13 protein-coding genes and 1 pseudogene are annotated in these 14,081 nt (G+C 63.6%); 11 read left to right on the top strand and 3 right to left on the bottom strand.

Translation table 11 applies throughout. From position 1 onward, the window contains the following. Positions 1–6: 6 nt before the first annotated feature. Positions 7–1,359: pseudogene (locus NKI50_RS05610) on the top strand (IS701 family transposase). Between the two features lie 18 nt (positions 1,360–1,377). On the opposite strand, the gene NKI50_RS05605 reads toward NKI50_RS05610, so the two are convergent. Further along, positions 1,378–2,292: a LysR substrate-binding domain-containing protein gene (locus NKI50_RS05605; RefSeq protein WP_352715713.1), complete on the bottom strand. Its 915-nt coding sequence runs from the start codon at positions 2,290–2,292 to the stop codon at positions 1,378–1,380. A gap of 97 nt (positions 2,293–2,389) precedes the next feature. Between NKI50_RS05605 and NKI50_RS05600 the strand changes: the two genes are divergently transcribed. The 3 genes from NKI50_RS05600 to sbmA all read left to right on the top strand — a co-directional run bounded on the left by NKI50_RS05600 (position 2,390) and on the right by sbmA (position 5,258). Then, positions 2,390–2,599, top strand: a complete 210-nt coding sequence (locus tag NKI50_RS05600; RefSeq protein ID WP_352715710.1) for a hypothetical protein — start codon at positions 2,390–2,392, stop codon at positions 2,597–2,599. A 112-nt stretch (positions 2,600–2,711) separates the two neighbouring features. Then, the gene (locus NKI50_RS05595; RefSeq protein WP_352715708.1) at positions 2,712–3,866 is read left to right on the top strand and encodes a YbfB/YjiJ family MFS transporter; all 1,155 of its coding nucleotides are present in this window, start codon (positions 2,712–2,714) and stop codon (positions 3,864–3,866) included. 114 nt (positions 3,867–3,980) lie between these two features. Beyond that, positions 3,981–5,258: a peptide antibiotic transporter SbmA gene (gene sbmA, locus NKI50_RS05590; protein ID WP_352588966.1), complete on the top strand. Its 1,278-nt coding sequence runs from the start codon at positions 3,981–3,983 to the stop codon at positions 5,256–5,258. A gap of 26 nt (positions 5,259–5,284) precedes the next feature. Here sbmA and NKI50_RS05585 read toward each other — a convergent pair whose 3' ends face one another. After that, entirely contained in the window at positions 5,285–6,277 is a 993-nt protein-coding gene (locus NKI50_RS05585; protein WP_352716020.1) for a polysaccharide deacetylase family protein, read from the bottom strand. Between the two features lie 202 nt (positions 6,278–6,479). Here NKI50_RS05585 and NKI50_RS05580 point away from each other — a divergent pair, with 202 nt between their 5' ends. Both NKI50_RS05580 and der read left to right on the top strand, forming a co-directional pair. Further along, positions 6,480–7,145, top strand: coding sequence for a tetratricopeptide repeat protein (locus tag NKI50_RS05580; RefSeq protein ID WP_023674063.1), 666 nt, complete (start codon positions 6,480–6,482; stop codon positions 7,143–7,145). A gap of 6 nt (positions 7,146–7,151) precedes the next feature. Continuing rightward, positions 7,152–8,585 (top strand): ribosome biogenesis GTPase Der, encoded by a 1,434-nt coding sequence (gene der, locus NKI50_RS05575; RefSeq protein WP_352484069.1) that lies wholly within the window; start codon positions 7,152–7,154, stop codon positions 8,583–8,585. Between the two features lie 14 nt (positions 8,586–8,599). Here the strand turns inward: der and NKI50_RS05570 are convergent, their stop codons facing one another. Further along, positions 8,600–9,517, bottom strand: coding sequence for a LysR substrate-binding domain-containing protein (locus tag NKI50_RS05570; RefSeq protein ID WP_352484126.1), 918 nt, complete (start codon positions 9,515–9,517; stop codon positions 8,600–8,602). Between the two features lie 120 nt (positions 9,518–9,637). Between NKI50_RS05570 and NKI50_RS05565 the strand changes: the two genes are divergently transcribed. From NKI50_RS05565 to NKI50_RS05545, 5 genes are all read left to right on the top strand, one after another. After that, on the top strand, positions 9,638–10,957 hold the full coding sequence (locus NKI50_RS05565) for an MFS transporter (protein ID WP_352715704.1): 1,320 nt from the start codon (positions 9,638–9,640) through the stop codon (positions 10,955–10,957). A 107-nt stretch (positions 10,958–11,064) separates the two neighbouring features. Continuing rightward, positions 11,065–12,249, top strand: coding sequence for a cell wall hydrolase (locus tag NKI50_RS05560; protein ID WP_023716851.1), 1,185 nt, complete (start codon positions 11,065–11,067; stop codon positions 12,247–12,249). 255 nt (positions 12,250–12,504) lie between these two features. After that, the gene (locus NKI50_RS05555; protein ID WP_023716852.1) at positions 12,505–12,903 is read left to right on the top strand and encodes an AtpZ/AtpI family protein; all 399 of its coding nucleotides are present in this window, start codon (positions 12,505–12,507) and stop codon (positions 12,901–12,903) included. A gap of 70 nt (positions 12,904–12,973) precedes the next feature. Next, positions 12,974–13,732, top strand: coding sequence for a F0F1 ATP synthase subunit A (locus NKI50_RS05550; protein ID WP_023716853.1), 759 nt, complete (start codon positions 12,974–12,976; stop codon positions 13,730–13,732). A gap of 67 nt (positions 13,733–13,799) precedes the next feature. After that, positions 13,800–14,024 carry a F0F1 ATP synthase subunit C gene (locus tag NKI50_RS05545; protein ID WP_006206606.1) on the top strand — a complete coding sequence of 75 codons (225 nt, stop codon included), beginning with the start codon at positions 13,800–13,802 and terminating at the stop codon, positions 14,022–14,024. Positions 14,025–14,081 lie beyond the last annotated feature (57 nt).

Raw genomic sequence — 14,081 nt, 5'->3', positions numbered from 1 at the left:
TTTTGCGTGATTCATGAGAGGTCGGCTGTTGGAGGGGCCGGCCATGAACAGGGATTGGCAACTCGATCTGGAGCGGTGGCTTGAGCCGTTCGTCTCGGCGTTGAGGCACAAGACGCGTGCGCGGATGTGTCCGGCCTATATTGCTGGGCTGATTGGCCTTGGGGATCGCAAGAGCGTCCAACCGATGGCTGCGCGCGACGCAGGCGTCAACTATGACCAGCTGCACCACTTCATCGCGAGCGGCGTGTGGGATGCTGCGCCGCTGGAGAAGGTGCTGCTCGCGGAGGCCGACAGACAAGTTGGCGGGAACGATGCGTGGCTGATCGTGGACGACACCGCGCTCCCCAAGAAGGGGCGCCACTCGGTCGGCGTCGCGCCGCAATATGCCTCGGCACTTGGCAAGAACGCCAACTGCCAGACGCTGGTGTCGCTGACGCTGGCCTCTGGCGAAGTGCCGGTCATGGTGGGGCTGCGACTGTTTCTGCCCGAGAGCTGGACTTCCGATCCCGCCCGGCTCGACCGTGCCGGTGTGCCCGAGGACCATCGTGCCTACAGGACCAAGCCCGAAATCGCGCTGGCCGAGATCGACCGGGCTCGCGCAGCCGGCTTACGCTTTGGCTGCGTGCTCGCCGATGCCGGATATGGCTTGAGCGCCCCCTTCCGGCAGGCGCTCACCGAGCGCGGCCTTACCTGGGCCGTCGGTATCCCGTTCAAGCAGAAGGTCTATGCCGCCGACGTGGCGATGATCTTCCCCGTTGCCGGACACGGCCGCCCGCGCCGCCGGCATATCCCCGATGTGAAGTCGATGGCCGCGCAGGCGATGCTGGAAAAAGCCCAATGGCGGACGGTCAGTTGGCGGCGTGGCACCAAAGGCCGCCTCTCGGCCCGCTTCGCCGCTGTCCGTGTCCGGGTTGCAGATGGCCCACCCCAGCGCATCCGCGACATGGGCGCTCAGCATCTGCCTGGCGAGGAGGTCTGGGTGATCGGCGAGCACCGCTCGACCGGCGAGCGCAAATACTACTCTCCAACTTGCCCGCCGACACCCCGCTCAAGCAGATCGCAGGCGCCATCAAGGCGCGCTGGGTCTGCGAACAGGCGCATCAGCAGCTCAAGGAGGAACTTGGCCTCGACCACTTCGAGGGGCGCTCATGGACGGGCCTGCACCGGCACGCGCTGATGACGATGATCGCCTACGCCTTCCTGCAATCTCGCCGCCTCAAACAAGCGGGAGGGGGAAAAAAGAATCCTCGGCCCGCCGCCCCAACCGAGCCTACCCGCCGTCAGGCAAGCCATCCTCACCGCGCTCGCGCAGCCGCCCCCAATCCGTTGTCCCCACTGCCGCAGAACCATCTCCGCTAAAAATCTGCCAAAGTAGTGCTAGCTGGCCCTCTCGAGCGATCTGAACTGCGCCATCGTCGCCTCGATCTCTTCGCGCACCCAGATCTTGAAATCCCTGACCTTACGGCTTTCGCTCTTGCTGGCCGAGGTCACCAGCCAATAGCCAAGCCCGCTCTGCGCCCTCGCGCCGAACGGCGCGACGAGCCGGCCGTCGGCCAGCGCGTCGGCGGCCAGCAACTGCCAGCCGAGCATGACACCGTGACCGGCAATCGCCGATTCCAGGCACAGCATCGGATCGGTGAAGCGCGCGCCCTGCATGAAGGTGACCGGCTCCACGCCGGCCGCTTCGAACCAGCTCTCCCAGCTGATCATCGACCTTTCGTCGGTGATCGCACAGGTCAAAGCAAGGTCCTCGATCGATTTCAGCTTGCTGGCGATCGCCGGTGCACAGACCGGAAACACCTCCTGCGCCAGCAGCAATTCGGCCCGCCCGCCCGGCCATTTGCCGTCGCCGAGCCGGATGGCGACGTCGATGTCCGAACGATCGAGATCGGCAAGCCGCACCGAGGCATCGATCCGCAGGAGCACGTTCGGATGCCGGGCAAAATGCCGTGACAGCCGCGGCAGCAGCCATTTCGAGGCGAAGGCCGGCGCTACCGAAACCACCAGCGTGCACTCCGAGCTTTCATCGGCAAGCGCCATCGCCTGCGCAAGTTCGCGAAAGCCTGCGCTGAGCCGCGTTGTGAAGATGGCACCGAATTCGGTCGCCACGAGGCCAGCTGGCGTTCGTTCGAACAGCGCCCGGCCGAGCTGCTTTTCGGTCCGGTTGATCTGCTGGCTGACGGCGCTGACCGAGACGTTGAGCTCGCCGGCCGCCGCCGCGAGCGAGCCCAGGCGGGCGACGGCTTCGACGGCGCGCAAGCCGTTGAGATGGACACGGTTCAGCATAGCCATACAGTTTTTCTAAACTCGTACGGCTGAAATCTCAATTGCCAGGCGCTGCCGAATGCCGGATTTTAGGTGGGTTACTCAGAGTGAGGAGGCAAATCCGATGAAGATTTTATCATGGCTCGGCGCCTTTTCCCCAATCGGAACGCAGCCACACCGGCATGACAGCGAGGCCACCAGCTGGGTGACCGATCCGCTGTCGCATCCGGTGCTCGACACCATGTCGGAGCGCGAACTCGCCGACATGCCGTTCAGGCTGACTGCGGGTCGTACTCACTTTGAGACGGCCCCGCCAAGAACCTGCTGCGGCTAAACAAGGACTTGCTGGCACTTCAGGCGAGCCAGCCGCCGACGCGGCCGCGAACACTTCTGGCCCAATAAAAGGCGGATTGTCTCACTGGCAGGCGCACCTATGGTGCACCGCGATGAACATCGCTTCGCCCTTGCGCCTGGCAATCGCCGGCATGATCGCCCTGGCCGTCGCCATGGGCATCGGCCGCTTCGTCTATACGCCGATCCTGCCCGGAATGATGGAAGAGCTCGGCCTGTCGCCGGCCGATGCCGGCTGGATCGCATCGGCCAATTATCTCGGCTACCTCGTCGGCGCGCTTGCCGCCACCGGCGGCTGGGCGCAAGGCCGCGAGCGCCAGCTGATGCTGGCCGGCCTCGCCGCCACTGCGATCCTCGCCGGGCTGATGGGCCTGACCGGCACGATGCCCGCCTTTCTCCTCATCCGCTTTCTTGCCGGCCTCGCCAGCGCCTTCGTATTGGTCTTCATGACCAGCATCGTTTTTGGTCATCTCGCCGCAGCCGGGCGAAGCGACCTGCAGGCGCTGTATTTCGGCGGAGTCGGCCTCGGCATCGCGGCGTCTTCGGCGCTGTTGGCAGTCCTCGTCACCGAACATGCCGGCTGGGCTGCGGGCTGGCTGTGGTCCGCGGTGATTTCAGCCTGCGGCTTTGCCGCCGTCGCCTTGCTGGCCGGCGGCACCTCGGCCGCGAACAGCACCACCGGGAGCGAGCCGGCATTGCCGACACACCAGTCGCTGGTGAAGATCATCGTCGCCTACGGCCTGTTCGGCTTCGGCTACATCGTCACGGCAACGTTCCTGGTCGCCATCGTCCGCCAGGGCGGCGGTGGCCGCGTCTTCGAGGCGGTGGTCTGGATGGTCACGGGACTTGCCGGTTTCCCATCGGTCTGGCTGTGGCAGAAGCTCGCGGCCAGGATCGGGCTCTATGCCACCTACGCGCTGGGGTGCCTGGTCGAGGTGGTCGGCGTCAGCGCCAGCGTCGTCATGGGCGGGCGCACCGGGCCGCTGCTCGGCGGCCTTCTTGTCGGCGGCACCTTCATCGCCATCACCGCGCTTGGCCTGCAGGCCGGCAGGCAGCTTGCTCCGCAAGCACCACGCCGGATGCTGGCGGTGATGACGGCCGCCTTCGGCCTCGGCCAGATCATCGGCCCGATCGTCGCCGGTCTGCTTGCGCAGGCCTCGGGCAACTTTTTCCTTGCCTCGATCGTGGCTGCCGCCGTCCTGCTCGCTTCCGGTGCGATCGCCTGGTCGGCTGCGCCAAAATCGCCATGATTATGGTCTTGCTCGGCGCCGGGCATCGGGCACGGGCATTTTCTTTCCCACTAATGTGTGACTTTATGCCCGCTGAACCCCGCTGATTTGCGCATCGACCGAGGATTCCCAACAGTGTTTGTATCCTTCTTCCCGCAGCCGAAGCTGTTCTTCAGTTCGCTGGCCGTCTGGAGCCTTGCCGCTATCCTGTTCTGGTTTTTCGGTGGCGGACAGCTGGGCGCTGTGTTCGGCTTGCCGCCAGCTGCGGCTGATGCACCGCCCATTATCGGTATCGCCGTACTCTGGTCGAAGCCGTTTCTGTGGTTCTATCTCTATTTCGCTTTTTGCGTCGCCGTCTTCTATGCATTCTGGAGCTGGTATGCACCGCATCCGTGGCAAAACTGGTCGATATTGATCAGCGCGGTCATCCTGTTCCTCATCTACTTCAATGTGCAGGTCAGTGTCGCGGTCAACGCCTGGTATGGGCCTTTCTTCGACTATATCCAGGGATTGATGTCGGGGACAATTAAATCCACCGACGCAGAGTTTTATGCCGGATTGGCCAGCTTTTCATGGCTCGCGCTGATAGGAATGAATGTGCAGGTCGTCAATGCCTTCATCGTAAGTCACTGGATATTCCGCTGGCGCACCGCGATGAACAATTACTTTGTAGAGAACTGGAGCAGGCTCCGCCACATCGAGGGCGCCTCACAACGCATTCAGGAGGATACGATGCGGTTCTCGCAGATCATGGAAGATCTGGGTTCCAGCTTTGTCCAGTCGATCATGACCTTGATCGCATTCCTGCCGGTGATGATCCAGTTGCAGAGCCATATCAGCGAACTGCCAATCGTCGGTGCGATTCCGCAGCCACTGGTCGTTGCCGCGCTTGCCTGGTGCCTGTTCGGAACGATTTCGGTTATGGTTGCGGGTTTGAAGCTGCCTGGGCTGCAATTTCGCAACCAACGTGTCGAGGCTGCTTATCGCAAGGAACTCGTCTACGGCGAGGATCATGCGGACAGGGCTCAGCCTGCAACCACTGCCGAGCTGTTTTCCAAGGTCCGTCACAACTATTTCCGGCTGTACTTTCATTATATTTATTTCAATGTGGTGCGTTACACCTACCTGCAGGCCGACAATATCTTCGCCATGCTGATCCTTGGGCCATCCTTCGTGGCTCACAGGATAACTTTCGGACCCTTCCAGCAGATTTCCAATGCGTTCGGCCGAGTAACAGGATCGCTCCAGTTCCTGCTCACATCCTGGTCGACCATCGTTGAATTGCAGTCGGTGCACAAACGCCTACGCGCCTTCGAGGCGACGCTGGAAGGGGAACCGCTGCCTGAAATCGACCAGCGCTATCTGGAACGTGAGCAAGCCGGCTTGCGCCCTGAGGATCAACCGGTAAGCTGATGATGGCGGGCGGCGATCACTTGGGCTCAGCCGCCCACCGCCGCCTGCCTTTCGCCTCGCCGCGAAACATAATCGTGAAAACTGATGCACTCGACGTCCGCTTTGATGCAGACCTCGTCGGCAAAGCGTTCCAGCGCGTTCCAGTAGGCGCCGTCGTTCATCAGCGTGAAGTGGAAGCCGAGCTCCAGCGGAATGCGCTTGCCCCGGTATTGCGCATCGAAGGCGGCGCGGAACGCGTGATAGGTCCGGTCAGCGAACTCTTCTGCCATGCTCGGCCGCTCGAAGCCGCCGGAATGTCTGACATAGAGATTGTAGTCCATGGCGATCACCCGCCTTGAGCTCGGCCCTTCCGGGATCTGCGGCAGCGAAAAGCGCGTGATGCCGTTGACGGTCGGCGGCTCGACCGGCCCGCGCGAAACGCCGCTTGCGTCGAGCAGGAAACCGGCCGCGGGCAGCGCCTCGTAAAGCGCCTTGTTTGCCGACAGATAAGGCGCGCGAAACCCGACCACCGATTTGCGGGCGAAATCGCGCCAGCCCTTCGGTTCAGCAGCAATGCCGTTGATCGAATAGGCGTTTTCGAGAACATGCCTGAAGGCGCCAAATTCGCTCAGCCAGTCGGCCTTGCTCCAGTCCTTGCCGTCGAAATGGCCGCAGCCATGGCTGCCGATGTCGTGGCCTTCCGAGGCCGCAAGGTTGATCTGCTCGAGCCGCTCGGCAACTTCCTGTTTGGAGGCGGCAAAGCCGATATTCGATTTGCCTTCTGTCTTGCCGGGCGCGGTGTATTCCTTGCGCGTCTCGGGCGACAGCAGGAATACGCAGGAGACGAAATAGGTGAAATGCGCACCCGTGCGTGCGGCCAGCGCCCGGCTGCGCTGCCACTGCGAAATGTCGCGGGCGCTGTCGAATGAGATGATGACGATCTGCTTCGGTTTTGCCGGCGGCGCCGGCGGGTCGGCGCAAGCCGCGCCGGCAGCAAACACGGCAATGGAAAACGCAACAACGCGGGACAAACGGGGCAAAGGCATCTGACCGGGTCAAGGAATGTAGAAGCGACGCCTACCGGTGAAATATGGCACGGGTACGATCGACCTGTCGGCCGCCGTTGGCGGCGACTGCCTCGTGAATAGGCGATTTTCCTGCCGAACCCCTTCCATGCCGGCAAAATTTCGCTAAAACGCGGGCTCATCAACCGCCCCGCCCGGGGCATGAATGGTTTTGATCATGTCGGACGACAGTTTTATCCGCGAAGTCAACGAAGAGATTCGTCGCGACCAGGCGCATGCGCTGTGGGACCGTTTCGGTCCCGCCTTGCTCGTGCTGGCCGTGCTGGTGGTGCTCGGCACTGCTGCTGTCGTCGGCTACCGCTATTGGGACGAGACCCGCGCCAACCGCTCGGGCGATGCTTTTTCGCAGGCGCTCAAGCTTGCCAATGACGGCAAGAACGACGAGGCGCTTGCCGCTCTGGAGGCGTTGGAGAAGGACGGCTACGGCGCCTATCCGCTGCTCGCCCGCATGCGCGCGGCAACCGTCAAGGCGGACAAGGGCGACGTCGACGCCGCCGTCAAGGATTTCGACGAGGTCGCCGCCGACACCAAGATCCCCTCCGGCATTCGCGACATGGCTCGTCTCAGGGCAGCGCTGCTTCTGGTCGACCACGGCTCTTTCGCCGATGTCTCCAGCCGCGTCGAGGCGCTCACCGCCGACACCAACACGCTGCGCCATACGGCGCGCGAGGCGCTTGGCCTTGCCGCCTGGAAGGAAGGCAAGGCGGCGGATGCATTGAAGCTGTTCGACCAGATCGCCGCGGATGACGGCGCCCCGCGCAACACGCGCGAGCGGGCGACATTGATGTCCGAGCTGATCCGCGGCTCGGGCGGCGTGTCGTGATAGTCCATGACCTTCAAAGTCGCCATCATCGGCCGGCCTAACGTCGGCAAATCGACCCTTTTCAATCGGCTGGTGGGAAGGAAGCTGGCGCTTGTCGACGATACGCCCGGCGTCACACGCGATCGCCGCGTCCATGCCGCAAAGCTCTACGACCTGCATTTCGACGTCATCGATACCGCCGGCTTCGAGGATGCGGCCGCCTCGACGCTGCCCGGCCGCATGCGCGCGCAGACCGAGATCGCCATCCGCGAGGCCGACCTGATCTTTTTCACGATCGATGCCAAGTCCGGGCTGATGCCCGACGACAAGACCTTCGCCGAGATCGTGCGCAAATCCGGCAAGCCGGTTGTCGTCGTCGCCAACAAGGCCGAGGCGCGCGGCGCCCAGGGCGGCATGCTGGAGGCCTGGGAGCTCGGCCTTGGCGAGCCGATCCCGGTCTCGGCCGAACACGGCCAGGGCCTGCCCGATCTGCGCGATGCGGTGATCGCGGCACTGGGCGAGGCGCGCGCCTTCGGTGAGGACGAAGAGGCCGGTGAGGAGGAGGTCGCCGCCAGCGAGGTGCTGATCGGCGAAGACATCACCGACCCGGACGCAGAGCCGAGCTATGACGACACCAAGCCGATGCGCATCGCCGTCGTCGGCCGTCCCAACGCCGGCAAGTCGACGCTGATCAACGCGCTGATCGGCGAGGAACGGCTGTTGACCGGCCCCGAGGCCGGCATCACCCGCGATTCCATCTCGGTCGACTGGGACTGGCATGGCCGCCGCTTAAAACTGTTCGACACCGCCGGCATGCGCCGCAAGGCCAGGATCCACGAAAAGCTCGAAGTGATGTCGGTGCAGGACGGCTTGCGCGCCATCCGCTTTGCCGAGATCGTCATCATCGTGCTCGACGCGACTATTCCCTTCGAGAAGCAGGATCTGCAGATCGCCGACCTGATCATCCGCGAGGGCCGTGCCCCGGTGATCGCCTTCAACAAATGGGACCTTATCGACCATCCCCAGGAGTTGCTGGCCGAGCTGCGCGAAAAAACCGAGCGGCTGCTGCCGCAGGCGCGCGGCATGCAGGCGGTGCCGGTGTCGGCCGAGACCGGGCGTGGCCTCGACAAGCTGATGGATGCCGTCATCAGGACGCATCGAGTTTGGAACAGCCGTGTGTCGACCGGCAAGCTCAACCGCTGGCTGGAAGGCATCCTGGCGCATCATCCGCCGCCCGCCGTCGCCGGGCGTCGGCTGAAGATCAAATATGTCACGCAGGCCAAGACGCGGCCGCCGGGCTTCGTCGTCTCCTGCTCACGGCCGGATGCGATGCCGCAATCCTACGTCCGCTATCTCTCGAACAGCCTGCGCGAGGCTTTCGACATGCCCGGCGTGCCGATCCGCATCGCCTTGCGCACCTCGGACAACCCGTTCGCCAGCAAGGCAAAGAAGCGCCACTGAGCGCCACTTCTCCTCTACGCCACGTTGCGCAGGACAGGCGCTGTTTGCGTCTGCGGCAACGCTTCCAGCGCCGCCTGCAGCAGGATGTCGCCAAGCCGCGCCGCCACCGGGTCGGGCTCGGCCTCCTTGCGGTGCAGGAACAGCGCCATCTTGGGCAAGGCGGGCAGTCCGGCGATCTCCGGCGTCATCGCCCTGACGGTGGCCGGCAGGCCGATATCGGTGCGGATCGTCAGTCCGAGCCCGGCGGCAACGGCCGCCCAGATGCCGCCAAGGCTCGGGCTGGAGAACGCCATCCGCCATGACAGGCCGGCGCGGTCGAGCGTTTCGGTCGCCACGCTGCGCAGCAGGCACGGCGCCTCAAGCGCCACCAGCGGCAATGGCTCGCTATCGCGCAGGCTGATCTCGATCGGTTTTGTCGGGCCGATCCAGCGCATCTGGACGTCGGCGACATGCCGGCTGTAAGGCAGCGTCGCGCCATTGTGCCAGGCAAGCGCGATATCCAGGCTGCCCGAAATGATCCGTTCGGCAAGCTCGTGGCTGCGTGCGATCCTGGCTTCGATCTTGACCTTGGGATGGGCGCGGGCGAAGCGCCCGAGCACCTCCGGCAGGACCGCCTCGCCGAAATCCTCCTGCAATCCAAGCCGCACCCAGCCCTCCAGCTCGACGTCGTGGATGGCGGACGCGGCCTCGTCGTTGAGCTCGATCAGCCGCCGCGCATAGCCCAGCATGGTCTCGCCTGCCTCGGTCAGCGCCAGGCTGCGCCCCGACTTTCGGAAGATCGGCGTCGCCGCCTGCTCCTCCAGTTTCTTCAATTGTGCGCTGATTGCCGAGGTCGAGCGGCCGAGCCGGTCGGCGGCCTTGGCGAAGCTGCCCAACTCCATACCGGTGACGAAGCTGCGCAGGACGTCGAGATCGAATGTCACGCGTCGGATGGCAATAATCCTGGTATTTGGGACATTACGTCAAAAACTTCCTGATATTCAGGACGAAGCTATGGCGATAGAGACAGCGCGTCAAGACCGAACGCAACCAGCCCATGCAGGAGCTGAACCATGTCTGCTGTCGCCACAGGACCAGATTGCAAACCGTTTCGCCCAGGCGCCGTTGCCGCCCCGTCGGAAGCGGCGGCACTTCGAGCCAATCATCGCTGGAAGGTGCTGGGCATCGGCGTCGCCGCCAATGCCTGCTTTTCCGCGACCTTCTCCGGCATTCCGGCGACGGCGGTGTTCCTGCGCTCGGGCTATCATCTCTCCAATGGCGAACTCGGCATGGCGCTTGGTCTTCTCGGCCTGGGCGTAGCGCTGAGCGAATTGCCGTGGGGACTGCTGACCGATCGCTGGGGCGACCGCCGCGTGCTGCTGACCGGGCTCGGCGCAACCGCGGTTTGGCTGCTTGTCATGGCCGCGCTGATCGTGCCGTCACCGGCCCACATTCCTGGCATCGCGCTTCTCGCCGCTGCCCTGCTGGTCACCGGATTGCTCGGCGGCAGCGTCAACGGCTCCAGCGGCCGTGCCATCATGGCCTGGTTCGGCGAAGGCGAGCGCGGCTTTGCCATGAGCATCAGGCAGACAGCGGTGCCGCTTGGCGGCGGGCTTGGCGCGCTCGTGCTGCCGTCGCTCGCTTCGGCCCATGGCTTCACGGCGGTCTTCGGACTTCTGGCGGCTGCATCCGCCGTCTCGACCTCTCTCGCCTGGCGCTGGCTGCATCAGCCACCGGTGCATGACGATACCAATTCGAGCAGCACGGCATTGCCGGCCGGCCCGGCGCCGCTGCGCAACCCGGCCGTCTGGCGCATCGCAACAGCCATCGGCCTGCTGTGCTTTCCGCAGGTGGCGGTGCTCACCTTTGCTTCCGTCTTCCTGCATGATTTCGCCGGCATGGGAACAGCCGTGATCAGCGCCAGCCTCGCCGCCGTGCAGGTCGGCGCCATGGTCATGCGCGTCTGGAGCGGCCGCTACGCCGACCGTCACGGCAACCGCCGGTCGTTCCTGCGTCTGTGCAGCCTGTTGAGCCTGATCGCCTTCACCGTGCTTGCGGCGCTCGTCTTGTTGGCGGCCCAATTCTTGTCAGGCCAAGTGCCGATGCTGTCGCCGGCGATCGTCGCGATGCTGGTCGTGGCCGGCATTTGCGTCTCCTCCTGGCATGGCGTCGCCTACACCGAGCTTGCGACGCTGGCCGGCGCGAGCCAGGCCGGAACGGCGCTCGGCCTCGCCAACAGCCTGGTCTTCATTGCCTTCTTCCTGGTGCCGATCGCCATCCCCGGACTTCTCGTGCTCTGCTCGTGGGCAGGCGTCTGGCTGGGTGCGGCTATTTGCGCACTGATCGCCTGGCCGATCTTTCTTCCGTCAAGCGATGGCCGCAAAAGCGCCTGACTTCGACATGAGATGGGAAAACAACGTTCTAAGCTGTTAACGCCCCATCAAGGTTAATGCATCATTGTAGCTCTCCAGTGGGGTCCGTTGCGTTTCTGGAGAGTTCCGTGCATCGACGTGTTTTGACGCGGCTTGTCGCCGCCGCCGGTGACAAAAAACGTTCCTTCCTATCTCCGTTTATTATTGGCCTTGGCATCTGGATCGGCTTTCCGACGGTCGCTGCCTATCAGGACATGACAAGCCTGGTCTCCGGCCTTGAGGCGCCGAGCGTCCGCTGGAACGCCTATGTCGAGAAGTCCGTCGCCGGCTCCGTTCACGCCGCCGAAATGCCCTTCCTCGATTCCAGCAGCACCGGCTCGCTCTCCGGCTCCGGCGTCCAACTGCCCGGCATCGGCTCCGTCTCGTTTCGCGGCAAGGGCGGCATCGCCGGCACGACGCCGGACGAGAACCGTATCACGCGTGCCGACAAGAAGGGCCGCATCATCCAGGTCTCGCCCGTCTCGCCGCCGAAGAACTTCAACGCCGGCTCGATCTTCGAGCGCACCTCCTCACTGCTCCGCCCAAGCATGGACAGCGGCCTGAGGATGGCTTTCGCCAAGCCCGAGATCAAAGGCAAGGAAATCCAGATCGCCGCCGCCTTCCACACGCGCGTCGACAAGAAGCCGGATCCCGGCGTGCCGGCGATGCTTGCCGCGCTGGTCAACAACGATCATCCCGACGTGCTGGCAACCGCCTATGCCTCGTCGGCTCCCGACTATGCCAAGGCATCGCCTTTCGAGGCCTTGCTGCAGGACGAGGACCCGAACGATGGCCGCTTCATTCCACCGCTGAGCAAGGGCGATCATTCTTGGATGCAGACGCCGCTGCCGGCGAGCGTCTTTTCCAAACCGGAGCAGGCCTGTCTCGCCAACGGCATCTATTTCGAGGCGCGCGGCGAATCCGTGCGCGGCCAGGCCGCCGTCGCCCAGGTTATCCTCAACCGCGTCCGCAACCCGGCCTATCCGAACTCGATCTGCGGCGTCGTCTACCAGAACGACAACTGGTTCAACCGCTGCCAGTTTTCCTTCGCCTGCGACGGCAGGAAGAAGCGCATCGACAATCCCGCCGCCTACAAGACCGCCCAGGATGTCGCCATGGCCGTCACAGCCGGCAAGATATTCATTCCGGAAGTCGGCTCGTCGACCCATTATTACGCCAACTACGTCCATCCGGGCTGGGCGAGGACGATGAAGAAAATGACCAGGATCGGCCTGCATATCTTCTACCGCACCTATGGCGGCGGCTGGAGCTGAGTGCTCGGGCAGCCCTTGCATCTTTCGCGGGAGAGCGGCCGATCGAAGACCCGTCGTCGTGGGGATTCGGCCGCAGCCCGCCAGAGACCGCGTCGGGCACGATGTCGCACCCAAGCAAGTAGCTGATTTATAACGAAAAAATACTTGAGCTTGAACGTCCGCTCGTGGCTTGACGGGCGCGGACCCTCTAACTATGTTGCCGGCGACTTTAAGAAGCGGACGGACGGTGACGGTCTGACCGGGCAGGGGGGTTGCGTGGCCGACAAGAATGGGCCAGACGGAACCGGAAAAACCGGCCGCGGCAAGCAGCATGAAGCCGACATCCGCGACGACGATCTTGAGCGCCGTCGGCGCGACCTTGAAGCATCGCTTGCGACAAGGCGGCCGGACCGGCTCGAGGGGAAAGACGACGCGAAAGCGGGCAGTGTGGCCGGGTACGGCCAGGCGCTCAAGCTGTCCAGCGAGTTCATCGCCGGGATAGTGGTCGGCGCGGCTCTCGGCTGGTTTATCGATCGCGTGGCGGGGACATCGCCATGGGGTCTGATAGTCGGGCTGTTGCTGGGTTTTGGCGCCGGCGTGCTCAATGTCCTGCGTTCAGCCGGGCTTGTGTCGGAATTCGGAACGGGCGACAAACCGCGCGATCCGAAAGAATGAATTGAGGCGCCGCATGCCGGCGCATTGAACAGGATACTCAAGCCGTCTGCGGCTTCGATGGGGATTTAAAGTGGCTGCTGACAAGGTCGATCCGATCCACCAGTTCCAGATTCAGCCGATCATTCCGATTCACATCGGCGGCTACGACCTGTCTTTCACCAATTCGGCTCTGTTTATGCTTGCGACGGTTGCTGTTGCATCGGCGTTTCTCTACCTCAGCACGTCGAGCCGCAGCCTCGTTCCCGGCCGCCTTCAGTCGGTCTCGGAAATGGCCTATGAATTTGTCGGCAATATGCTGAGGGACGCCGCGGGCACGCAAGGCATGAAGTTCTTCCCCTTCGTGTTCTCGCTGTTCATGTTCGTGCTTGTCGCCAACCTGCTCGGCCTGTTCCCATATTTCTTCACCATCACCAGCCACATCATCGTCACCTTCGGCCTCGCTGCGCTGGTGATCGGAACGGTCGTCGTCTACGGCTTCACCAAGCACGGCTTTGGCTTCCTGAAGCTGTTCGTCCCGCATGGCGTGCCGGTCTACCTGCTGCCGCTGGTGGTGCTGATCGAGGTGATTTCCTTCGTCTCGCGTCCGGTCAGCCTTTCGGTTCGTCTGTTCGCCAACATGCTTGCCGGTCACATCACGCTGAAAGTGTTCTCGGGCTTTGTCGTCAGCCTGAGCGCGCTCGGCGCGGTCGGCGTGGCGGGCTCGGTTCTGCCGCTGGCGATGGCCGTGGCGCTGACGGCGCTGGAGCTGCTGGTCGCGTTCCTGCAGGCCTACGTCTTTGCCGTGCTGACTTGCATGTATCTCAACGACGCCCTGCATCCCGGGCACTAACAAGGTTTCCGGCATTGCCGCCGGATCGAATTTGCAACGGAATTTTAGATCCAAAGGAGTTGAACAAATGGACGCAGAAGCAGCAAAGTACATCGGCGCCGGCATCGCATGCCTCGGCATGGGCGGCGCGGGCATTGGCCTCGGCAACATATTCGGCAGCTATCTGGCGGGCGCGCTGCGCAACCCGTCGGCCGCCGACGGCCAGTTCGGCCGCCTGATTTTCGGCTTCGCCGTGACCGAAGCGCTGGGTATTTTCTCGCTTCTCATCGCGCTTCTCGCCCTGTTCGGCTGAATACTTGTTCGGCTGAACATTGGGAAGAATTGAACAGGCCGGCCGCGATCCTGCGGC

The organism is Mesorhizobium sp. M0563, assembly GCF_040321065.1.
In the GTDB taxonomy this organism is placed as follows: domain Bacteria; phylum Pseudomonadota; class Alphaproteobacteria; order Rhizobiales; family Rhizobiaceae; genus Mesorhizobium.
Note: the sequence above shows the minus strand (reverse complement) of the source record. Positions and strands in the feature narration are given on the sequence as shown.